Source organism: Streptomyces sp. NPDC002669, assembly GCF_042889165.1.
Lineage (GTDB): Bacteria > Actinomycetota > Actinomycetes > Streptomycetales > Streptomycetaceae > Streptomyces.
This window is the reverse complement of record NZ_JBIAQQ010000016.1, coordinates 13449-35042: the sequence shown is the minus strand read 5'-3', so window position 1 is coordinate 35042 and position 21594 is coordinate 13449. Positions and strand designations below refer to the sequence as shown.

The following is a 21594-nucleotide window of genomic DNA, read 5'->3' as shown; positions in this document are numbered from 1 at the left end:
AACACCTTCATGAACGGCATATCCCTGTCCGACGCCACGTCGGGCGCCGCCCCCGCGCCCGGTCCGCGCCCGTCCGGTGTCCACCGCCGGGACTTCCTCTCCGCCGCCACGGGCGCCGTCGGCCTCGGCGCCCTCGGCCTCACCGGCTGTGCCGGTCCCGGCCCGGCCGCCGGCACCGCGAAGGCCGGCGGAAAGCCCCGGCGGGGCGGGCGGCTGCGCGCCGCGTTCGCCGGCGGCGGGGCGAGCGAGACGCTCGACCCGCACCTCGCCAACCTCTTCGCGGACGTGGCCCGCGCCAAGGCCCTCTTCGACAAGCTCGCCGACCACGGCCCCGATCTGTCCGCCCGGCCGCGCCTCGCCGCCCGGTGGGAGTCCGCCGCCGGGCTGGACCGCTGGCGGGTCACCCTGCGCGAGGCCGTCTTCCACGACGGCCGGCCGGTGACCGCCGACGACGTCCTGTACAGCTACCGGCGCATCGCGGATCCGAAGCGGGCGTTCCGTGCCAGGGCGTCCCTGGAACCCATCGACCTCGGGGCCAGCCGCGCGCCGGACGCAAGGACCGTCGAGTTCGTCCTCAAGCGCCCCACCGCCGAGTTCCCCAACGTGCTCGCCGCCTTCGGCGCGTACGTCGTGCCCGAGGGCGAGCAGGACTTCGACCACGAGCCGGTCGGCAGCGGACCGTTCCGCTTCGTCTCCTTCGCCCCCGGGAAGTCCGCCGTCCTCCGGCGCAACGAGGACTACTGGGACGGCGCCCCGTACCTGGACGAGCTGGAGTTCATCGTCGCCAACGAGGAGTCCGCCCGTGTCAACGCCCTCCTCGGCGGCCAGGTCGAGTACGCCCATGAGCTCGCCCCCACCACCGCCCGCGCCCACGAGGGCGGGGACCGGATCGAGATCGTCCGGCTCCGCAACAGCGCCATGCAGTCCTTCGCGATGAAGACCGACCGGCCGCCCTTCGACGACGGACGCGTACGGGAGGCGTTCTTCCTGATCGCCGACCGCGGGGAACTGGTGGACGGCGCCCTGTCCGGTGCCGGCGAGGTGGGCAACGACCTGTTCGGCCGGGGCTACGAGTACTACGCCGCGGACCTGCCCCAGCGGGAGCAGGACCTCGACCGGGCCAGGGCGCTCCTCCGGCAGGCGGGCGCCGAGGGGCTGAAGGTCACCCTCGACACCTCGCCCGTGGCCGCCGGATTCACCGAGGCCGCCACCATCTTCCGGGACCAGGCGGCGAAGGCGGGCGTCACCATCACCGTCAGGACCGGCAGCAAGGACAGCTACTGGAAGGACATCCTCGACTCCGGCACCCTCTGCTCCTACCGCTCCGGCGCCATGCCCATCGAGACCCACATCTCCCAGCGTCTGCTCAGCGGTTCCACCACCAACGCCACCAAGTGGCACCACAAGGACTTCGACGCCCTCTACCGGCAGGCGCAGTCCACCGAGGACAGGGCCGCCCGCACCGCCGTCTACCACCGCATGCAGCGGCGCCTGCACGCCGAGGGCGGTTTCCTGGTCTGGGGCTTCGCCGACTGGATCCTCGGCACCGCCCGCGACGTCCGCGGCGTGGCGGCGGCAGCACCGGCCAACTCCCTCGACTGGGCGCGCTTCGACAAGGTGTGGCTCGCGTGAGCGGATCACTTCCCTGGATCGCCCGGCGGCTGCTGCTCGGTGCGGCGCAGACGGCGGCCGTCGTACTGCTCGTCCTCGCCCTCACCGAGGCGCTGCCGGGCGATGCCGCCGTCGCCCTCGCCGGTGACCAGCCCGACCCCGAGCGCATCGCCGCCATCCGCGAGGCGATGGGCCTGGACCGGCCCGCGCACGAGCGCCTGGCGGACTGGGTGTCCGCACTGGCGCACGGAGACCTCGGCACGTCCCTGGTCTCCGGCCGGCCCGTCGGCACGTACCTCGCCGACGGCTACGGACCGACGCTGCTGCTCGCCGCCCTGACGGTCGTTCTCCTCGTCCCGGCCGGGGTCGGCCTCGGTGTCCTCGCCGCCCGCCACGAGGGCCGGTTCGTGGACCGGCTGGTCAGTTCGGTGACGCTCGGCGCGTACGCCGTGCCCGAGTTCGCCCTCGGCGTGCTGCTGGTCACCGTCTTCGCGCTGCGTCTGGGCTGGGTCCCGCCGACCGCCGTCGGCTACGGCACCGACCTCCTGGCCCATCCCGCCGCTCTGGTGCTCCCCGTCCTCGTCCTGCTCTCCCGCCCGGTGTGTTCCCTCGCCCGGCTGGTGCGCGCCGGCATGATCGACGCGCTGGCCGCCCCGTACGCGGCGCACGCCCGCCGTTGCGGCGTCCCGGGCGTCCGCGTCCGGTACGGGCACGCCCTCCCCAACGCCATGGCGCCGGCCGCCCAGCAGCTGGCCCGCACCGTCGACTGGCTGCTGTGCGGCGTCATCGTCGTGGAGGCGCTGTACGTGATCCCGGGCCTCGGCACCGTTCTGATGAACGCCGTCGCCGAACGGGACGTGCCCGTGGTCCAGGGCCTCGCCGTGGTCTTCGGCGTCACCACCGTCGTGCTCAACCTCGGCGCCGACCTGGTCGCGCGTCGCTTCGCCCCGCGGTCGGAGGTGGCGGCGTGAGGTCCCGTTTCGTGCTCGGCTCCGTCGTCGTGGGCGTCCCCCTCGTCCTGGCCCTCGCGGGACCGTTGTTCGTCGGCGGCCCCGGGCCCCGCGCCGCCTCGTTCGCGCTCGGCGGCGGGCACCCGCTCGGTACCGACTTCGTGGGCCGGGACGTCTGGCACCAGGTCCTGCTGGGCGGCCGCCCGGTGGTGCTGGTGGCACTGGCCGCGACCGCCGTGGCCTATCTGGTCGCGTTCCCCGTCGGGGTCATCGGTGCCCTCACCCACCGCGGCTGGCTCGAAGAGCTGTTGATGCGGCCGTTGGACGTGCTGCTCGCCGTGCCGTCGCTGCTGATGGTCCTGCTCGTCGCCGCCGTCCTCGCGCCGGGCCCTGCCGGCCTCGCCCTGCTGGTGGCCCTCGTCAACATCCCGGACGCCGCCCGCATCGTCCGGGCCGCGGCGGCCGAGGCCGCGTCGCGCCCGGCGGTCGAGGCGCTGCGGATGCAGGGCGAGACCTGGTGGCGCACGGCCGTCGGCTACGTCGGGCGGTCCGTGGCCCGCACGCTCGCCGCCGACGCGGGCGTACGGCTGACCGGGGTGCTGTACCTCGTCGCCACCGCGGCGTTCCTCGGCGTGGGCGTCGAGCCGGACGCCGCCGACTGGGCGGTGATGGTGGACCGCAACCGCACCGGACTGTTCGTGCAGCCGTGGGCCGTGGTCGTGCCCGCCCTGCTCGTCGTCGCCCTGACCATGGGCACCAATCTGCTCGTGGACGCCGGCCTGGAGAAGAGGAAACGGAGATGAAGGCCGTGGACGCCGTGAACGCGGTCGCGGAGATCAGGAACCTGCGGGTGGAGGTCGGCGGCCGGGCGATCGTCGACGGGGTCGCGCTCCGGGTCCTCCCCGGCAGGATCACGGCCGTCGTGGGCGCGTCCGGCAGCGGCAAGACGACCACGGGCCGCGCGCTGCTCGGCGAATACCCGGCCGGTGCCCGCGTGTCCGGCGACGTACGCGTGCCCGACGGGCCGATCGGGTACGTCCCCCAGCACCCGGGCGCCGTGCTCAATCCCGCGCGTCGCGTCGGGGCCCTGTTGCGGGACATCGCCCGTGCGCGGGTGCGGCACCTGCCGTACCGGGCCCGCCGGGCCGCCGTCCACGAGCGGGTGCTGGGGGCCCTGGCTTCGGTCCGGCTCCCCGACCCCGGGACGATGCTGCGGCGCCACCCCCATCAGCTGTCGGGCGGGCAGCAGCAACGCGTCGTCCTCGCCCAGGCGTTGCTGCTCGGGGCCGAGGTGGTGGTGGCCGACGAGCCGACCACGGGCCAGGACCCGTTGACGAAGCGGGGCATCGTCGACCGGCTCGCCGCCGTGGCCCGGGAGGGGATCGCGGTCGTCCTGCTCAGCCACGACCTGGACGTCGTACGCGCGCTCGCCGACGAGGTCGTGGTCATGCGTGACGGGCGGGTGGTGGAGTCCGCGCCGGCCGAGCGCCTGTGGCGGGCGCCGCGACACCCCTGGACGGCCGAACTCCTGTCGTCCGGGTCCGGCGCCGCCCGCGTCGAACCGGCGTCCGGGGGCGAGGTGGTCCTCCGGACGGGGCCCCTCACCGCCCGGCACGGCCGGACGGCGGTGCTCCGCGTGCCCGGCCTCGCCCTCCGCACCGGCGAGTGCCTGGCCGTTGTCGGCCGCTCGGGCAGCGGGAAGACCACCCTGGCCCGCTGCCTGGCCGGTCTGCACCGGAACCACGACGCCGACATCCTCCTCGACGACGTCCCTCTCCCGCGCAGCCTGCGGGACCGCACGCGTCGGCAACTGGCCGCCGTCCAGTACGTCTTCCAGGACGCCGGGGCCGCGTTCGACGAACACCGCCCGGTCCTCCAGCAGGTCGCCCGGACGGCGGTACGGCTGCGCGGGGCGGCCGGGCCGGACGCCCTGGTCGAGGCGCTCACCACTCTCACCGGCCTCGGCCTGGGCGAGGACCTCGTACGCCGCCGCCCCGGCGGGCTCTCCGGCGGCGAACTCCAGCGGGCCGCGCTGGCCCGTGCCCTGCTGGCCCGGCCCCGGGTGCTGATCTGCGACGAGATCACCTCCGGCCTCGACACGGTCACCCGGCGGGACATCCTCGACACGCTCGCCGGGCTGGTGCGCGACCGGGGCGGCCTGTCCCTGGTCCTGATCACCCATGACCCGGCCGTGGCCGCGTCGGCCACCCGCGTCGCCGTGCTGGAGGCGGGCGCCCTCGTCGAGGAGGGGCCCGCGCACCGGCTGTCCACGGCTCCGCAGCACCCGCTCACCGCCCGGCTGATGGAAGGCTCCGCGGGGCCGGGCGCCCGCCTCGGCGCTCATGGTCACGGCCGGGCATGATGCCCGGGTGAGCATCCTCGTCGAGTTCTTCGTGGCACCGGACGACGCGTCGGCGGCCCTGGTCCTTCCGACCGGGCCGCGACGCGCGTTCGAGTCGCTCTCCTTCGGCAACTTCGATCCCGAGGAGGCCCTGATCGAATGGGAGTGCCTGCTCGCCGGTGGGAGCTTCGAGGAACTCGTCGAGGCCGGCGAGCCCCGTGTCGTCGCCGGCCTGGACGACGACGGGTGCGTCGTCCTCGCGCTCTCGCCCCGGCTGTCCGCCGCGCTCGCCGGGGCCGGACCGTCCGGGTTGCGGGCCGTCGCCGCCGCGTGGGTCGCACGGCGCGCGGAGGACGGCGAGTTCATCGACGTGGGGGTAGCCGAGGCGCTCCTGGGTGATTTGTCCGCCCTCGTCGGCGACGCCCGGCACCGGGGCCAGGGCGTCTACTGCTGGGTCGCGCAGGGGTTCGCGTCCGGGTCCCCGGGACGGCGGCGGAGCGGATCGCGCGGTCCGCCGCGGGAACGGCCGGGACATGGGCGCGACTCGTCGCCGGGGCCTTTCCGCGGGCCCCGGCGACGAGTCGGTACGCGTGCCCGGCCGGGGGACGACGGCCGGGCACGCGCCCGCCGGTCACCGGTCAGCCGGTCACCGGCACCACCCGCCCGGTCCGGTCCGGTCTGGACCGGTCCGGACCGGACGGAGGCCCTACACCCGTGCTCCGTTGTCCAGCGGGTCCCGGCGGGCCCGGGCCGTGCCTGACTTGCGGCCGGGCGACCGCTTCCGGGCGGGCGGCGGGGCCTTGCTGCTCCGCTCCAGGACGAGCGCGGCCGGTACGGCGGTCATCACCGAGGAGTACGTACCGACACAGATACCGATCAGCAGGGCGAGCGCGAAGTCCGCGAGGGAGTCGCCGCCGAGGACGGCGAGCGCGGTGAGGATGAAGAGCGCGCCCATTCCGGTGTTGACCGTTCGGGGGACGGTCTGGAGGACGGCCCGGTCGGCGATCGTGGCGACGGGCACCCGCCGGGCCTTCGCCCACAGCTCCCGGACCCGGTCGAAGACCACCACCGAGTCGTTGACGGAGTACCCGATGACGGTGAGGAGCGCGGCCAGGAAGATGCCGTCGACGGTGCGGCCGAGCCAGGCGAAGGCGCCGACCAGGATGACGACGTCGTGGACGAGCGCCGCCACCGAGCCCACCGCGAACGTCCAGCGGAACCGGGCCGCCAGGTACGCCAGTTGCACCAGGACCGCGATGCCGAGCGCGATCAGGGCGTTGCGCCGCAGTTCGTCGCCGAGGCTGGGGCCGATGAGTTCGTCGCGGACCTTGGTGGTCTCGCCGCCCTCCGCCGCGAGCGCGGAACGCAGGGCGTGTTCCTGGTCGTTGTCGATCTTCCCGGTCCGTACCGAGAGGTCGCCCGCGCCCGCCGTGGTGACCTCGGCGTCGCCGAAGCCCGCGTCGGCCAGGACGGTACGGGCCCGCTCCACGTCGACGGGCTTGCTGGTCGAGTACTCGACCAGCCGGCCACCGGTGAACTCGACGCCCAGGTTGACGCCGCGCACGACGATGCCGAGGACGGCGACGACGACCAGCGCGGTGGAGATCAGCAGCCAGCGGCGCGGGTGCCGCATCGGCCGGAGGTCGCGGCGGCTCAGCCAGGTGCGCACCCGGCCGGGGGTGGCGATGCCGTTGATGCCCCGGTAGTCGCTGACGAAGCGGGAGCGCGCGGCGATCTCGGTGAGCGCGCGGGCGATGACCAGCGCGGAGAACATCGAGGCGATGACGCCGATGGCGAGCGTGACCCCGAAGCCCTTCACCGGTCCCGAGCCGAGGAAGAACAGCAGTCCGGCCGCGATCAGGGTCGTCACGTTGGAGTCCGCCACGGCGCTCCAGGCGTTGCGGAACCCGGCGGTCAGCGAGGAGCGCAGGGTCCGGCCGGGATGTTGCGCGTGTTCCTCCCTGGCCCGTTCGAAGACCAGCACGTTGGCGTCGACCGCCATCCCGATGGCCAGGACGAATCCGGCGAGGCCGGGCAGGGTGAGGGTGACGCCGAGGCCGACCAGGGCCGCGTAGGAGATCAGCCCGTAGGCGGCGAGCGCGACGGCCGCGAGCGCGCCGAAGAGCCGGTAGACGAGGGTGATGAAGAGCGCGGTGGCCGCGGCTCCGATGAGGGCGGCGCGGGCGCTGGCGTCGATGGCGGCGGCACCGAGCGTCGGACCCACGGTCCGCTGCTCGACGATCTCGACGGGCAGCGGCAGGGCGCCGCCCTTGATGAGCAGGGCCAGTTCCCTGGCCTCGTCCGCGCTGAAGGAGCCGGTGATCTGGGTGGATCCGGACGGCAGGCCGACCCCGCAGCCGACCGACGGGGAGACCTGCGGGGAGGAGATGATCCGGTCGTCGAGGACGATGGCGACCCGGCGGCGGTCGTCCTGTGCCGGGTGGCAGGCGGCTTCGCCCGTCAGCTCGGTCCAGTCCCGGCCCGCCTTCTTGTGGAAGTCGAGGGAGACGGTCCACCCGGCGCCCTGCTGGCCGTCGAACGCGGCGGTGGCGTCCTTGACGCCCGCGCCGGAGAGCCGGGACGGGCCGAGGGCCAGGGGGCGGCCCTGCTCATCGGGAAGCGTCCGCCCGCCGTCGGACTTCTTGCCGTCCTGCGCGTCCTTGTCGCCGGGCTTCGGTTCGTCCGGGGTGCCCGGTCCCTGGACGGCGTGGAAGCTGAGCTGTGCGGTTTTCCCGATGACCTCGGCGGCCTTGCGCGGGTCCTGGACGTCGGGGAGTTCGACGATGATCCGGTCCTCGCCGGAGCGGGTCAGGGTGGGTTCGGTGACGCCGAGCGAGTCGATGCGCCGGCGCAGTACTTCGAGGGTGTGCTCGGTGCTCTCCCGGTCCGCTTTCGCGGTGTCCGAGTCCTTGGCCTGGAGCACCATTCTGGTGCCGCCCTGAAGGTCGAGGCCGAGTCTGGGCGACATGGTCAGCGTGATGAACACGGAGACGAGCAGAACGGCCGCAGCCAGAACCGCTCGCACCGTGGTGGCGCGAGTCATGGGTTTCCTCCGAGGGGACGCCGGGCGTCCTCACCTCGGCGAGGACGGTACGGCTGTTGCGTGGAACGGGTCCGGTGGCCGGTGCACGGCCGTCCTCGGAGGTCCGCGCACGCCCGGAAGCGCGGCGCGGAAACGGTCGATGGTGGGGGAAGCGGCTTCGGGGGCCCGCGGGCGGGCCCGGTCGGGCGCGCGGACGCCGAAGGTGCCGGGCAGCGTGAAGGGGGAGCCGGGCGGCGGAAGGTGGTGCGGGAGCCGGGCCTGGTCGGCGCCGGCCCGGGGCCGGGGTTCCGGTCCGGTGATCGGTGCGGGCCGGTGGTGGCCGGTCGCCGTGGCGGTGCGGCCCCGGCGGGTCTCGGGGGCGGTGCCCGCGCGGGTGCGGCGGGTGTCGCCGACGATGCCCGTGCGGACGGTCCGGTCGGTGTGCGGGGTGGGGCGGTGGCCGCCCGGCGAGTGCGCCTCGGCGGGCGGCACCCCGGCGAACGGCCGGGCGGGGAACGCGGACGCGGGGGCACCGCCGACCACGGCGAGGACGGCGAGGAGCAGGGCGACCAGCGTCTGCCGGGCGGCCCGCGCGGTGCCGCCGGCCGGGGCACCCGGCCGGGTCCGGCCCGTGTCGTCCGGGGTGCGGCGACCGGTACGCGTCCCGGCCGTGTCGTCGGGGTGTGCCGGACACGGGGACGACGCCCCGTCATGCGGCCGTGCGGTGGCGTGCGCCGGACGCGGCCCCGGGTGCGCGTTTCCCGGGGGCGGCCCCGGGAGGGGGGTCACCTCGGTCGGCCGGGCAGGGCGGGTACCGCGCCCGCGTGGCGGAGCACGGAGCTGAGGACCATTCCCGCGCCCCGTACGACCGTGGTCGCCGGGTCGTCGGCGGGGCGCACCGGCACCCCGAGGCGGGCCGCTATCGCGTCGGTGACGTCGCACCGGGCCGCACCGCCGCCGGTGAGCAACGGACCCCTGCGCAGGGCGCCCAGGACGGCGCCGTGCCGATCCTGCTTCCACATCTCCGTGACCATGTCCAGGACGGTGCGGACGACGGGGGCGGCGGGCTGGGACGGGGCGAGGTCGCTCAGCCCCGATTCGGCCTGGCGGGCGTCCCGGACCCGGCCGTCGACGAGCAGGGTCGCCTCGGTGAGTTCGGCGCCGATGTCGACGACGAGCAGCGGGCCGCCGTCCCCCGGTCCGGCGTACGCGGCGGCGGCCCGCGCGCTGTCCAGCGCGATGACGTCCACCGGTCCGAGCGCGGCGACCAGTTCCTTCGCCGCGGCGCGGTGCCCGGCCCCGGCGAGGACGGGATGGCTGAGGACGATCACGGTGCCCGTGCGGTCCTCGCCCAGGGCCATGTCGGCGATGCGGCCGAGCATCCGGCCGCAGGAGTCGAAGTCGACGATGCGTCCGCGCCGGACCGGGTGGCCGCGCCCGGCTCCGGTGCCGAAGTCGCTGCGGGCGTCGGTGATGACACCGTGTCCGGGCATCCAGGCCCGGGTGCGGGAACTGCCGAGGTCGATGGCGAGGCCGCGGGTGGCGCCCCGGTACTCGGAACCGGCCGGCCGGTCGGGCCGGCGTCCGTAGTGCAGAGAACGCATCGTCCCTCCTCCGGCCTGTCCACCACAGCCGTTCACCCACCCATGGACCCGCTGATAGCGAGGCATGGCCGAGCCCTCACTATGCAATAGGGAGGCAAAGAAAGCCACTCCCGGGCAAAATCAAAGGGCTCGGGCAGCACGGCCCCGGTGTGCCGCGCCACGCCCCCGCCGTGCGGCGCAAGGGAAGCCGCCGTGCGCCGCACCGCGGCTCCGTGCGACACACCGGGTCCCCGTCGTGCGTCACACCTCCGACGGCAGGAATCCGGCGAGCAGTTCGGCGAACTCGTCCGGCGCGGCGATCCGGATGCCGAGGTCCTCGGCCTTGGTGCGCTTGGACCCGGCCTTCTCCCCGGCGACCAGGAGCGTGGTGCGCTTGGAGACGCTGGACGAGGACTTGCCGCCCGCCCGCTCGATCAGCTCGTTCATCTCGTTGCGGGAGAGCTTCTCCAGCGCGCCGGTCATGGCCCCGGTGACCACCACGGTCATGCCGTCCAGCGGCAGACCGCCCGCCCCGTCCGCGGCGGCGTCCGCCGTCTCCTCGGCCTCCTCGCCCGGCGGGGGCGGGGGCGTCGCGCCGGGTTCCGTCATGTTGACCCCGGCGGCCACCAGCTTCTCGATCAGCGGGGCCAGCTCCACCAGCTCGGCGACGACACCTGTGGCCTTCTCCTTGCCGATCCCGTCGACCCGCTGGAGCTCCTCCTCGTCCGCGGCCCTGATCCGGTCCATGTCGGCGAAGTACCGGGCGATCCGCCGGGACATGGAGCGGCCGGTGCCACGTACGCCCAGCGCGCAGAAGACCCGGGAGAGCGGCTGGGTCCGGGCCGTCTCGATGGCGGCCAGGAGGTTGTCGGTGCTGGTCTCGCCCATCCGCTCCAGGCCGAGCAGCTGATCGCGTTCGAGGGTGAAGAGGTCGGCGAAGTCGGTCACCAGACCGGCGTCGACGAGCTGGACGACCCGGGTCGCGCCGAGGCCCTCGATGTCGAGCTGGTCGCGGCCCGCCGCGTACGAGACGGAGGCGACCAGGCGGCAGCTGCGGCCCCGCACACAGCGCCAGCGCTGCTCGCTGGTGTCGATCTCGGAGCCGCACTGCGGGCAGGCCCCGGGGAACTCGATGGGCTTCTCGTCGCCGGTCCGCAGATGGGCGACCGGCGCCTCGATCCGGGGGATGATGTCGCCCGCCTTGTAGACCATCACCCGGTCGCCCAGGCGCAGGTCGCGGCGGGTGATGTCGGCGGGGTTGTGCAGCGTGGCGTAGCTGACGGTCGAGCCGTCGATCTCGACCGGCTCCAGCACGGCGCGCGGGGCGATGATGCCGGTCCGGCCCACGTTCCACTCGACGCCGAGGAGCCGGGTGACCTTCTCGACGGCGGGCAGCTTGTATGCGATGGCCCAGCGCGGCGCCCGGGTCCCGGAACCGGCCTCGCGCTGGTCGGCGGCGAGGTCGGCCTTGATCACGATGCCGTCGATGCCGAACGGCAACGAGGCGCGCAGGGCGGCGACTTCCTCGACCCGGCTCTGCACCTCCTCGACGGTGGTCACCGTGCGCGGCGCCACGTCCGTGTCCGCGGCGGTGTGCACACCGAGCCCGGCGACGTACGCCAGGACCTCGCTGTGCGGAAGTTCGGCGAGGGTGTCGGCCAGCTCGCCGGAATCGGGCAGCGGCAGGGCCCCGTAGGCGAAGAACGTCATCTCCACCGTGTACGCGCGGTCCTTGGCGCGCAGGGTGCCCGCCGCGCCGTTCCTCGGGTTGGCGAAGGGGGCGCCGCCGTGCTCGGTGCGCACGGTGTTGGCCTGCTCGAACTGCTCGTTCGTCATGAGGATCTCGCCGCGCATCTCGATCGTCACCGGCTCGGCGAGCTCTCCGGGGAGGCCGACCACCGTACCGATCGCGTGCGACACGTCCTCGCCCGCGGTGCCGTCGCCCCGGGTGATCAGCTGCTCCAGGCGGCCCGCCCGGTAGCGCGCCGCGACGGCCAGTCCGTCGAGCTTCGGCTCCACGCTCCAGGCGGCGACGGGGCGGCCTATCCGGCGTTCCAGCGACGCCGTCCACGTGACGAACTGTTCGGCCGAGAAGACGTTGTCCAGGGACAGCATCGGCACCGTGTGCGGCACGTCCCCGGTCGCGGCGCCGCCCGCCACCTTGCCGGTCGGCGAGTTCGCCAGCACCTCCTGCGGGTGCTCCTGCTCGTACCCGGCGATCCCCCGCACCAGCCGGTCGTAGGCGTCGTCGTCGAGCGTGCTCTCGCCCGTGGCGTAGTACGCGGCGGCGGCCTGCGAGGCTTCTTCGACCGCGGCGGCGTAGGCGGCGGCATCGGCGAGCACAACAGCTGAGTTCGTCATGGCCCCCATCCTGCCGTCCACCACTGACAACGCCGTCCCGCGGCCGGGCGGCCGGTCCTCGCGGCCGTCAGCCGGCCGCCCCGATCGTGCCCTCGGCCCCGTCCGCCCCGCTCTCCGCGCCCGGTCGCCCGATCGGCACCTGTGGCCCGGAGCACTCCCGCAGCCAGCGCCGCAGCACCTCGTGCACCTGCTCGGCCCCCACCAGTTCCGCGCCCGTCGCGACCGGGGCGGACAGGTCCGCGGGCCACAGCAGGAAGGGCCGGGACTGCGCGCCGCCCAGTCCGCCGTGCGAGCCGATCTGTTCCTCGAAGGCGTGCACCCGCCCCGTGGCGCCGTCGTACATCGAGTTGACCATGATGTCGGCGACGTGCGGGAAGGTGTCGGTGCGGCGCACCGCGTCCGCCGCGCCGGGGCCGAACGGAGCCAACGGCCCCTTCCCGTCCTCCAGTTCCGCCACCGGGACCTCCGCCCCGCCCCGGCCCAGCACCACCGATCCGTGGCGCTCGCTGCGCACCAGCAGGAAACCGATGCCCGGGTGGTTGGCGAGGGTGCCCAGCAGGGCGGGCCGCTCCCGGTCGAGCCGCTCGCGCGAGGCACGCCCCTCGATGTCGGGGAAGGAGACGAGTCCGAGGTTGCCGGAGGCGAGGACGACCGGGTCGGACGGTTTCGTGCGGTGCTCCGCGTCGCCCTCCTCGACGGGCCGCCGGTGCAGGGCGATCCGTACCGCGTCACGGGCCTCCGAGCCGCTGCGGGTGCGCTGCGCCCGGCGGGAGACGGGCAGCCCGCAGCCCGCCCGCACCAGGTCCTTGAGCGTCAGCCCGTACGCCCCGGCGAAGGTCTCCCCGGGGCTCTGTCCGTGGTCGGAGAGGAGCACGATCCGGTAGGTGCGCGGGGTGTGCTCGGCGACCTTGGCGATCAGGGCGAGCGAACGGTCCAGGCGGGCGAGGACCTTGTCCGCGTCGCGGCTGTCGGGTCCGGAGTGGTGCGCCACCTCGTCGTAGGCGACCAGGTCGGCGTAGACGGCGGTGCGTCCGGCGAACATGTCGCCGATGACGGCGGAGACCACCACGTCGCGTTCGACGACGGTCGCGAAGGCCCTGATGAAGGGGTAGAGCCCACCGCGCTTGATCCGGGGGGCGTCCTTCCGGATCCGGGCGGCGATGGACTGCCCGATCTCGCGGCAGACCTCGGCGACGAAGGACAGCGCGGTGCGGACGGCGTTGGCCGGATCGGAGAAGTAGGCGAAGTACCCCGCCCTGGAGCGGCGGCCCTTGCCGCGCCGGGCCGCCATCGACAGGACCAGGGCCAGTTGTTCGGCGCCGCCGCTGAAGAGGTTGCCGCGGCTGGCCCCGTCCACCGTGAGCAGTCCGCCGTCGCGGGTGCGCGCGATGGCCCTGCGCTGGAGTTCGAGGGCGCTCGCGGGTCTGCTGGAGACCATGACGTCGCCGGTCTCCTTCTCGTACCAGCGGAAGGCGGGGACGTCGTGGTTGCTGCCGTGCAGGATGCCGAGCTGGCTGGCCCCGGTCTGGCTGGACCAGTCGGTGCGCCACGGGGTGAGCCGGTGGCCCTCCTCGTCCGCCAGCCAGCGCGCGACGGTCGGCATCAGGCCCTGGTCGGCGGCGCGGGCGAGCGCGGCGTGGCCGACGCCGTCGAGCTGGATGAAGACGGTGCCCGGGGGGCCGCTGCGCCCGGCGTCCGTGCCGCTGCGCCGGCGACGGCGGTCGGCGAGCCGGGAGAGCCGGCGCCGGTAGGCGTTGTCGTCGCGGACGGCGAGCGCGGTGGAGGTCGCCGAGGCGACGGCGGACATCACGGCCGCGACGACGACCGCCGTCTGGGGGGCCACCGCTCCGCGCCCGTCCGGGATGAGCCGCAGGGCGAGCAGCAGCAGCGAGCCGTTCAGGAAGAAGACCAGCAGTCCGAGGACGAGCGCGGGCACGATGAGCAGCGCCCGGACCAGGAGCGGCCAGACCAGGGCGGAGAGCAGACCGAACGCACCGGCGCCCCAGGCCGCGGTGAACGCGATCTTGGTGGTGCTGTCGCCGTCGTCCGACTGGAGCTGGAAGTCCGGCAGGATCCCGGCGAGCACCAGCATCGTGAGCGTCGACACCGCCCACACCAGCACCACCCGCATCAGGGCGCTGCCGGCCGCTCGCCATCGCCCGTCACCCACGCCGTTCCACCTCACGTCCGGCCCCCGCCGTTCCGGGCCTCGGCCCCCAGCCTTTCACAGCGGGACCGCGGGCGGCCGGTCAGCAGCCGTCGTAACCGGCGGTCGGCATGGAGAGTCTGCGGTGCACGCTCGCCTTCGTGCGGGAGGTGTACCTCGGCTCGACGAGGTCCGCGACCTCCAGGCGCACGCCGCGCCGCTCGCACTCGGCGGCGAAGTCGGGCACGGAGGTGAGGGCACGGGCCAGGACCCGGTCATTGGCGGCGACGAACACCTCGACGTCGCCGTTCTCGACGTCGGTCCACAGGGCGTGGTGGTCGGGGCGCAGCCCGTAGAGGCGCAGCTGCCGGGTGACGACGTACCCCTTGTCGGCGGCCCAGCGGGCGCACATGTCCTGCTGGCTGCGGGTGTCGACGAGGAACGGGTCCTCGTCGAGCTCCTCGAGCGGTGTGAGACTGGCGATGGCCGCCACCCGTACGTCCTTCACGTCCTCCATGACCGATCCCCCGTAGGCCCTGTCCGGCACATGCCGTCGTCCGCCCGCGCACCGGGCGCATTCACCGGGCGCTGCCTGGGCGTACCGGCGACCTTACCCTCCGTGCCCGCGTACAAGAAGGCGCACACCGCGCACGGGGAAGCGGGAGGAGTGAGCGGGGCGGAAACCTGGAACACGTGTGCGCCCCCTCCGCCGGACCGGCCCGGCGGGGGCGGGGAGCCCTTAGGCTCGACGCGGGGCCGGAACGGAGAAGCCCGGGAACGAGGAGGCGGCACGTGCCGGTGGAAGTCACCTGGTGGGGTCATGCCACCTGCACGATCGAGGACTCCGGGGTCCGGGTGCTGACCGATCCCCTCTTCGTACGGCGCTTCGCTCATCTGCGGCGGCGGCGCGGCGAGCTGCCCGGCCCCGAGGCCGCGGTCGCCGATGTGGTGCTCGTCTCGCACCTGCACTCCGACCATCTGCACCTGCCGTCCCTGTCCCGGCTCGCCCCCGGCACCCGGCTGGTGGTGCCGGTGGGCGCTTCGCGTTCCGTGCCCGGGCTGCGGGGGCTGCGCTCGGAGCGCGGGCTGCTGATCACCGAGGTGGCGGCGGGCGACGAGGTGCGGGTCGGCGCGGTGCGGGTGCGGGCGGTCCCGGCCCTGCACGACGGCAGGCGACTGCCCATGGGGCCGCACCGCTCCCCCGCGCTGGGCTACGTGGTCGAGGGCGGGGCCCGTACGTATTTCGCGGGTGACACGGGGCTCTTCGACGACATGGCGGAGGCGGTCGGTCCGGTGGACGTCGCGCTGCTGCCGGTGGGCGGCTGGGGCCCGTACCTGGGCCATGGCCATCTGGACGCGGGCCGGGCCGCGCAGGCGCTGACCCGGCTGGCGCCGCGCTCGGCCGTGCCGGTGCACTACGGCACGTACTGGCCGATCGGCATGGACGGGGTCAGGCCGCACGAGTTCCACGCGCCGGGCGACGAGTTCGTCCGCAAGGCGGCTCTGCTGGCGCCGGAGGTGGCCGTGCACCGGCTGTCCCACGGCGAGCGGGTGCGGCCGGAGGCCGCCGGGTGATCCACGACGTGGTGGGGCAGCTGCCCCCGGAGTCGACGCAGCAGGCGGTCGGCTACCCCTCCCTGTTCCTGCTGGTGGCGGTGGGTTCGCTGGTGCCGGTGGTGCCGACGGGCGCCCTGGTGAGTTCGGCCGCGGTGGTGGCACTGCACCATTCGTCGCCGTTCTCGTTGCTGGCCGTCTTCGTGGTGGCGTCGGCCGCGGCGTTCCTCGGCGACACCTGCCTGTACTGGCTCGGGCAGCGCGGGGTGCGGTCGCGGAACGGTTCGAAGTGGCTCCGGGCGCTCAGTGACCGGGCCGCCCCGGAGCGGCTGGCGCAGGCGCGGCAGAAGCTGGACGAGCACGGCGGGGTGGTGCTGGTGCTGTCCCGGCTGGTGCCGGCGGGGCGGATTCCGGTGATGCTGGCCTGTCTGCTGGGGCGGATGCCGTTGCGCCGGTTCGCGCGCGGCGACGTGCCGGCGTGCCTGGCCTGGGCGGCGACGTACCAGCTGATCGGGATCCTGGGCGGTTGGATCTTCCCCGAGCCGTGGCAGGGCGTGGTCGCGGCGGTGGGGCTGACGCTGCTGGTCAGCGGGGTGCCGGCGGTGTGGCGCAGGGCGCGGGCCCGGTTCAGCCGCTGAGGGTGCGGGGCGCCGGTTCCAGCAGCCGGGAGCCGCCGATCGGCAGGTCCCAGAGCCGGTCCCGGGGGTGGCCGGCCCGCTGCCAGGCGGTGCGCAGCCGGGTCAGCGGTTCGAGCACGGGTTCCGCGGAGAGCAGGAAGGTGGCCCAGTGCATCGGCGCCATCGCGCGGGCGCCGAGGTCCTCGTACGCCTGGACGGCCTCCTCCGGGTCGGTGTGCACGTCGCCGAGCCACCAGCGCGGTTCGTAGGCCCCGATCGGCAGCAGGGTCAGGTCGATGCCGGGGTAGCGGCTGCCGATCTCGCCGAACCAGTGCCCGTAGCCGGTGTCCCCGGCGAAGTGGATCCGTGGCCCGTCGGGCCCGGGGGCGTCGATGATCCAGCCGCCCCACAGGGAGCGGCAGGTGTCGGTGAGGGTGCGCTTGGACCAGTGGTGGGCGGGGACGAAGGAGAGGCGGACGCCGTTCAGCTCGGCCGATTCCCACCAGTCGAGTTCGGTGACGCAGGTGAAGTGGCGACGGCGGCACCAGCGGCCGAGCCCGGCGGGGACGAACAGCGGGGTGTCCCTGGGAAGCCTGCGCAGGGTGGGGGCGTCGAGGTGGTCGTAGTGGTTGTGGCTGATGACGACGGCGTCCACGGGCGGCAGGTCGTCCCAGCGGATGCCGACCGGGGTGAGCCTGGCCGGGGTGCCGAGGATGCGCCGGGACCAGACGGGGTCGGTGAGCACGGTGAGGCCGCCGGTGCGGACGACCCAGCTGGCGTGCCCGGCCCAGGTGACGGACGTGGTCCCCGGGGGGACGGCCGGCAGGGGCTCGGGGGCGTACGGGAGCCGCTGGGCGCCGCGCAGCCCCTCCGCGTTGGGCCGCAGGGCCCGTTCACGCGCCAGTCGAGACATGCCCATGACACCAGGGAGGGGCGTGGTGAGCCGGTCGGCGAAACTTCTGGGCCAGTCCCTGACCTCGCCGAGCGGGCGCGGTCCGACGATCTCGCCGTCCACCGGCTGCGGGCGCTCGGCCCCGGGGAGGGCGTGCCCGGTTCCGGGGCGGGGGTGCCCGGTCTGTTCCGCCATCGAGGGACTCCCGTCTTCGCAGTGCGTTCATCGCAGTTCGTCGAGGGCCGCTGCGAAAATGCTCAGGGCTCGGGCCACGTGCGGCAATTCCAGGGGCGCCACAGCGGTGAGGGCCTCCGTCTGCTGCTCGGGCGTCGCGCCCAGCAGCGTCCCGGTCCCCAGCCGCACGCGCAGCGCCCCCAGCTCGTCGCCGAACCGGTGCCCGCCCGGTGTCGGCGTGCCGAGGCGCTCGCTCAGGTACTCCTCCAGCTCCAGCGAGTCGGTGACGCCCCGGTCGGCCAGCCGGGGCCTGAGCGGTCCGAGGTCCGCGTAGAGGTGGCGGCCCGCCTGCGGGGGCCTGGCCAGCGCGCCCGCCGCGAGGACCGCCCGGTGGGCCGCGGCGGCGATCCGTGACTGGAGGGCGGCGGCCCGGCGGATCCGGTCGGTGACGGCCTCCGGTTCGCGCAGCGCGTGGGCGGCGGCCGCGGCGACCGGCCCCGCGACGAGCGCGCCGAGCGCGGTGAGGACGTCGAGCGTACGGGCATGGCGCACCGCGGCCCGTCCGGTGTCCGGGAACCGCGCGATCGCGACCGGCCAGCCGGACGGGGTCAGCGCGCCGGCCAGGTCGCAGACGACCGTGACGTCGTCGGGGCACATCTCGGCCGGGCTGAGCAGGACCGTGTCGCGCGGCCGGTGCAGGGTGTCGCGCCAGGTCTCGTCGCTGACGACGTGCAGTCCCTCGGCCACCGCCGCCTCGCACGCCTCGCGAACCAGCTCCGGCGGGGCGACGGTGGCGGTCGGGTCGTCGACGACGGAGATCAGCAGCAGCCGGGGCCTGCCGCCCTCGGCGCGGACCCGGCGCACGGTCTCCATCAGCGCGTACGGGTCGGGCACGCCGCCGCATTCCGCCGGGGTCGGCACGTGGTAGGCGGGCCTGCCCAGCAGCCGGGCCTGCGGGATCCAGGCGGCCGGACAGGGGCGCGGCATGAGCACGTCGCCGCCGTGCGCCGCGAGCAGGGCGAGCAGCAGCGCCGGGGCGCCCGGGGCGGCCGCGACGTGTTCCGGGCCGCCGCGCAGTCCGCGCCGCTGCCAGTACCCGACGGCGGCCTCGCGCAGGGCGTCGCCGCCGCCGGCCGGTTCGGGCCCGGCGCGGCCCGCCGCGGCGGCCAGCACCTCGGCCAGCTCGGGCAGGACCGGGAGTCCCGGGTCGTGGGCGGGCGGCCCGTAGCGGACGGGCCCCCGGTCCTCCCGCACGCCCCGGTGCCCGTGTCCCGCCCGTCCGGTCTGCTGCCGCGCCATCCGGGACTCCTTCGCCGCCGCCCGTCACCCTGTCGCGCCGTCCCGCACCGGGGCTCCGGTCCCCGCCCCGGGTCCTTCGGGCCCGCCCCCAGGGCCTTTATACGAGGGTTCGGCCGACGGCGCCCGTCGGCGGGAGGGCGTTCCGGCGGAAACCGGCCGGGTGACGGCCGGAGGCGGAGTCAGCCGGCGAAGGCCGTACCGGGCATCCCTCGGCCCGCGTCCGGCAGCACCAGCAGCGAACCGGACAGCGGGTGCGGGGCGACGAGGCCCGTGCGGGCCGTGGAGATGTAGAGGTCGCGCAGCTCCGCACCGCCGAAGGCGCAGGCCGTGGGGCGCCGCACCGGCAGTTCGACGATCCGGTCCAGGGCGCCGTCCGGCGTGTGGCGGCGCACCGCGGCACCGTCCCACAGGGCGACCCAGACGGCCCCCTCGGCGTCGACCGTCAGCCCGTCGGGAAATCCGGCGCCTTCCTCGATCGTGACGAACGGGCGCCGGTTCACGGCGTGTTCGCCGTCGAAGTCGAGGACGTCGATGCGGCGGGTGGGCGTGTCGACGAAGTACATCGACCGTCCGTCGGGGCTCCAGCCGACGCCGTTGCCGCAGGACACGGGGGTCGGCACCGGTGTCACCGCGCCGTCGGCCGCGACGCGGGCCAGACCGCCCCCGCCCTCGGCCCCGTCGTACCGCATGGTGCCCGCCCACAGCGATCCGTCCGGGGCGACCGCCGCGTCGTTGCCGCGCCGGCCGGGCACCGGGTCGTGGACCAGCCAGCGGAAGGCCCCGTCGGGGTCGTACAGGCCGATGCCGTCGCGCAGGTTGACGACGAGTCCGCCGCCGGCCCGCGGCTTGGCGGCCCCGACGTGCTGCTCGGTCGCCATCACCGTACGACGGCCGGTCGCCGGGTCGTAGGTGTGCACGCGCGCGGCGACGATGTCGACCCAGACGACACGGCCGGTCGCCGGGTCCCAGGTCGGGCCCTCGCCCAGTTCGGCCTGCTCGGGTACGGCCACGTCCAGGTGTGCGGTGCTCACTTCTGCCTCTCGCGACGTCCGGGCCGGCCGGGGACGCGGTCCTGCCGCCTCCCGCCTCCGGCGCTCCGGCCGACGGCCGGAATCACGGGCACAGGGTAGCGACCGGGCTAAGGGCTGTCCCGTAATCCCCGGCGGGCGCACGACGACAGCTACTTCCCCAAGCTCTCGGCTGCGCTCGAGCAGGGGAGACCCCACTCCTCGCTGCGTTGTCGGAACGTCCGAATACATCCAGTATGCGGACGCCCCTCCGCCTTGCGATGCACCGCATCTGACGCCGCGCGCCGATCCACCGGGGATTACGGGACAGCCCTCAGGTGTCAGGACCGTCGGCCGAGCAGCGCGAGCAGTTCGGTCTGCGGGTCGGCGTCGGCCGGGGTCCCGACGGGCGGGGCGAACAGGCCGCTGCCGGAGAGGTCCTTCGCGTACGGTCCGACCTCGCGGCGCGCGAACCCGACCAGCAGGGCGGGCAGCCGTTCGTCGGCGCCGATCGCCCGGGACAGGTCCCAGGCGTGCACCACCGCGTCGGTCACCATCTGCGCGCAGTAGGCGTCGGCGGGGGTGTCCCCGTACGACAGGTTCACGGTCCGGTCCAGGGCGCCCGGTGCCCCGAACGCCTCGCGCGCCCCGGCCGCCGCCCGGTCCCACGCGGCCACGGGGTCGTCGCCCAGCACGTCTCCGTCGAAGGCGTCGCCGACCTCGGCGACGGTGCGCCCCTCGGTGACCAGGGACGGCACCCAGAGCTGTTCGGCGGTGAGGTGGGCCACCAGGTCGCGCACGGTCCATTCGGTGCACGGCGTGGCCGCGGACCACTGGTCGTCGCGCACCGCGTGCACCCGGTCGGTGAAGAGCCGGAGCGCCTCGCCGTGGCGTTCGAGGATCTCGTCGGCGGAGACAGAAGTCATGCGTCCACTCTCCCCGGCCCGGGGCCGGGGCGCGAGCGCACACCGGCCCCGCGCGGGCCGTGCCGGTCCGTGCCCAACTCCCGTCGCCCGCCGTCCCGCAGAGGGTGTCCCAGATATCAAGACGCATATCTCATGATTCGAAATACCGGCGTACGGTGGCCATACCGATCAGCGCTTCGCGGTCCGGTCTCCGGCCGCGTTCCGAGAAGGGATCCACGGCCATGCCGAACGAGACCGCCGTCTACACCCATGGGCACCACGAGTCGGTGCTGCGCTCGCACAGCTGGCGCACCGCCGCCAACTCCGCCGCGTACCTGATCGGTGAGCTCCGCCCGGGAATGACCGTGCTGGACGTCGGCTGCGGGCCGGGCACCATCACCGCCGATCTGGCCGAACTGGTCGCCCCCGGCCGGGTGACCGGCGTCGACACCGCCGACGGGATCCTGGCCCGGGCGGCCGGCACGGCATCCGGGCGCGGCCTGGAGAACGTCGAGTTCGCCGTGGCCGACGTGCACGACCTGGCCTTCCCCGACGACTCCTTCGACGTGGTCCACGCCCACCAGGTGCTCCAGCACGTGGGCGACCCGGTGCGGGCCCTGCGCGAGATGCGGCGCGTCTGCCGCCCCGGCGGCATCGTGGCGGCCCGCGACAGCGACTACGCGTCGATGGCCTGGTATCCCGAGCTCCCCGTCCTGGACGACTGGCAGGAGTTGTACCGCCGGGTCGCCCGCGCCAACGGCGGCGAGCCGGACGCGGGCCGCCGGCTGCTGTCCTGGGCCCGCCGGGCGGGCTTCACCGACGTCACCGCGACCGCTGCCAGCTGGTGCTTCGCCACTCCGGGGAGCCGGGACTGGTGGAGCGGCCTGTGGGCGGAGCGCACGGTCGACTCGCTCTACGCCGAACGCGCCGTCGAGGGCGGCCACGCGACCGCCGACGAACTGTCCGCGATCGCCGCGGCCTGGCGCGAGTGGGGCACGCGGGACGATGCCTGGTTCATGGTTCCGCACGGCGAGGTGCTCTGCCGGGCCTGAGCCCGCGGGGTGTACGGGGACGAAGCCGCCCCCGTACACCCCCCGCGAGGGCGCGCCCCTGAATCGATCACGTGCCGGAG

The 21594-nt window shown here is 74.8% G+C and carries 18 protein-coding genes; 8 read left to right on the top strand and 10 right to left on the bottom strand.

Translation table 11 applies throughout. From position 1 onward, the window contains the following. Positions 1-9 precede the first annotated feature (9 nt). Genes ACFYW1_RS23145 through ACFYW1_RS23125 form a run of 5 tightly spaced genes read left to right on the top strand, consistent with a single transcriptional unit; the run spans position 10 to position 5662 of the window. On the top strand, positions 10-1632 hold the full coding sequence (locus ACFYW1_RS23145; protein ID WP_388996230.1) for an ABC transporter substrate-binding protein: 1623 nt from the start codon (positions 10-12) through the stop codon (positions 1630-1632). Further along, positions 1629-2582 carry an ABC transporter permease gene (locus ACFYW1_RS23140; protein ID WP_388996227.1) on the top strand — a complete coding sequence of 318 codons (954 nt, stop codon included), beginning with the start codon at positions 1629-1631 and terminating at the stop codon, positions 2580-2582. Before ACFYW1_RS23145 ends, ACFYW1_RS23140 begins: the two co-directional genes overlap by 4 nt. Then, positions 2579-3364 carry an ABC transporter permease gene (locus ACFYW1_RS23135; RefSeq protein WP_388996224.1) on the top strand — a complete coding sequence of 262 codons (786 nt, stop codon included), beginning with the start codon at positions 2579-2581 and terminating at the stop codon, positions 3362-3364. Before ACFYW1_RS23140 ends, ACFYW1_RS23135 begins: the two co-directional genes overlap by 4 nt. Continuing rightward, entirely contained in the window at positions 3361-4923 is a 1563-nt protein-coding gene (locus ACFYW1_RS23130) for an ABC transporter ATP-binding protein (protein ID WP_388996221.1), read from the top strand. The genes ACFYW1_RS23135 and ACFYW1_RS23130 overlap by 4 nt, the downstream gene beginning before the upstream one ends. A 7-nt stretch (positions 4924-4930) precedes the next feature. Beyond that, the gene (locus ACFYW1_RS23125) at positions 4931-5662 is read left to right on the top strand and encodes a hypothetical protein (protein WP_388996218.1); all 732 of its coding nucleotides are present in this window, start codon (positions 4931-4933) and stop codon (positions 5660-5662) included. On the opposite strand, the gene secD is transcribed toward ACFYW1_RS23125, so the two are convergent. The 6 genes from secD to ACFYW1_RS23095 form a co-directional block, all read right to left on the bottom strand. Further along, positions 5609-7945 carry a protein translocase subunit SecD gene (gene secD / locus ACFYW1_RS23120; protein WP_388996214.1) on the bottom strand — a complete coding sequence of 779 codons (2337 nt, stop codon included), beginning with the start codon at positions 7943-7945 and terminating at the stop codon, positions 5609-5611. The genes ACFYW1_RS23125 and secD overlap by 54 nt on opposite strands. A gap of 30 nt (positions 7946-7975) precedes the next feature. After that, on the bottom strand, positions 7976-8713 hold the full coding sequence (locus tag ACFYW1_RS23115) for a hypothetical protein (RefSeq protein WP_388996212.1): 738 nt from the start codon (positions 8711-8713) through the stop codon (positions 7976-7978). Next, positions 8710-9528, bottom strand: coding sequence for a rod shape-determining protein (locus ACFYW1_RS23110; protein ID WP_388996209.1), 819 nt, complete (start codon positions 9526-9528; stop codon positions 8710-8712). Before ACFYW1_RS23110 ends, ACFYW1_RS23115 begins: the two co-directional genes overlap by 4 nt. Positions 9529-9768: 240 nt before the next feature. Then, positions 9769-11877, bottom strand: coding sequence for an NAD-dependent DNA ligase LigA (ligA, locus tag ACFYW1_RS23105; protein WP_388996206.1), 2109 nt, complete (start codon positions 11875-11877; stop codon positions 9769-9771). Positions 11878-11935: 58 nt separating this feature from the next. Next, complete coding sequence (locus ACFYW1_RS23100; RefSeq protein ID WP_388996204.1) at positions 11936-14038, bottom strand: phage holin family protein; 2103 nt, start codon at positions 14036-14038, stop codon at positions 11936-11938. A gap of 79 nt (positions 14039-14117) precedes the next feature. Continuing rightward, positions 14118-14531, bottom strand: a complete 414-nt coding sequence (locus ACFYW1_RS23095) for a hypothetical protein (RefSeq protein ID WP_388996201.1) — start codon at positions 14529-14531, stop codon at positions 14118-14120. A gap of 275 nt (positions 14532-14806) precedes the next feature. On the opposite strand from ACFYW1_RS23095, the gene ACFYW1_RS23090 reads away from it, so the two are divergent. Then, positions 14807-15589 carry an MBL fold metallo-hydrolase gene (locus tag ACFYW1_RS23090; RefSeq protein ID WP_388996198.1) on the top strand — a complete coding sequence of 261 codons (783 nt, stop codon included), beginning with the start codon at positions 14807-14809 and terminating at the stop codon, positions 15587-15589. Continuing rightward, a complete protein-coding gene (locus ACFYW1_RS23085) occupies positions 15586-16206 on the top strand; it encodes a DedA family protein (protein WP_388996194.1) in 621 nt (206 codons plus the stop codon). The genes ACFYW1_RS23090 and ACFYW1_RS23085 overlap by 4 nt, the downstream gene beginning before the upstream one ends. Here the strand turns inward: ACFYW1_RS23085 and ACFYW1_RS23080 are convergent. The 4 genes from ACFYW1_RS23080 to ACFYW1_RS23065 form a co-directional block, all read right to left on the bottom strand. After that, positions 16196-17272, bottom strand: coding sequence for an MBL fold metallo-hydrolase (locus ACFYW1_RS23080; RefSeq protein WP_388996191.1), 1077 nt, complete (start codon positions 17270-17272; stop codon positions 16196-16198). The two genes, ACFYW1_RS23085 and ACFYW1_RS23080, sit on opposite strands and share 11 nt — an antisense overlap. 27 nt (positions 17273-17299) lie before the next feature. Then, the gene (locus ACFYW1_RS23075) at positions 17300-18550 is read right to left on the bottom strand and encodes an aminotransferase class I/II-fold pyridoxal phosphate-dependent enzyme (RefSeq protein WP_388996188.1); all 1251 of its coding nucleotides are present in this window, start codon (positions 18548-18550) and stop codon (positions 17300-17302) included. Positions 18551-18729: 179 nt separating this feature from the next. Beyond that, positions 18730-19581 (bottom strand): SMP-30/gluconolactonase/LRE family protein, encoded by an 852-nt coding sequence (locus ACFYW1_RS23070; protein WP_388996185.1) that lies wholly within the window; start codon positions 19579-19581, stop codon positions 18730-18732. Between the two features lie 317 nt (positions 19582-19898). Continuing rightward, positions 19899-20483: a TIGR03086 family metal-binding protein gene (locus tag ACFYW1_RS23065; protein WP_388996182.1), complete on the bottom strand. Its 585-nt coding sequence runs from the start codon at positions 20481-20483 to the stop codon at positions 19899-19901. A 221-nt stretch (positions 20484-20704) separates the two neighbouring features. On the opposite strand from ACFYW1_RS23065, the gene ACFYW1_RS23060 reads away from it, so the two are divergent. Then, positions 20705-21514, top strand: coding sequence for a methyltransferase domain-containing protein (locus tag ACFYW1_RS23060; RefSeq protein ID WP_388996178.1), 810 nt, complete (start codon positions 20705-20707; stop codon positions 21512-21514). Positions 21515-21594 lie beyond the last annotated feature (80 nt).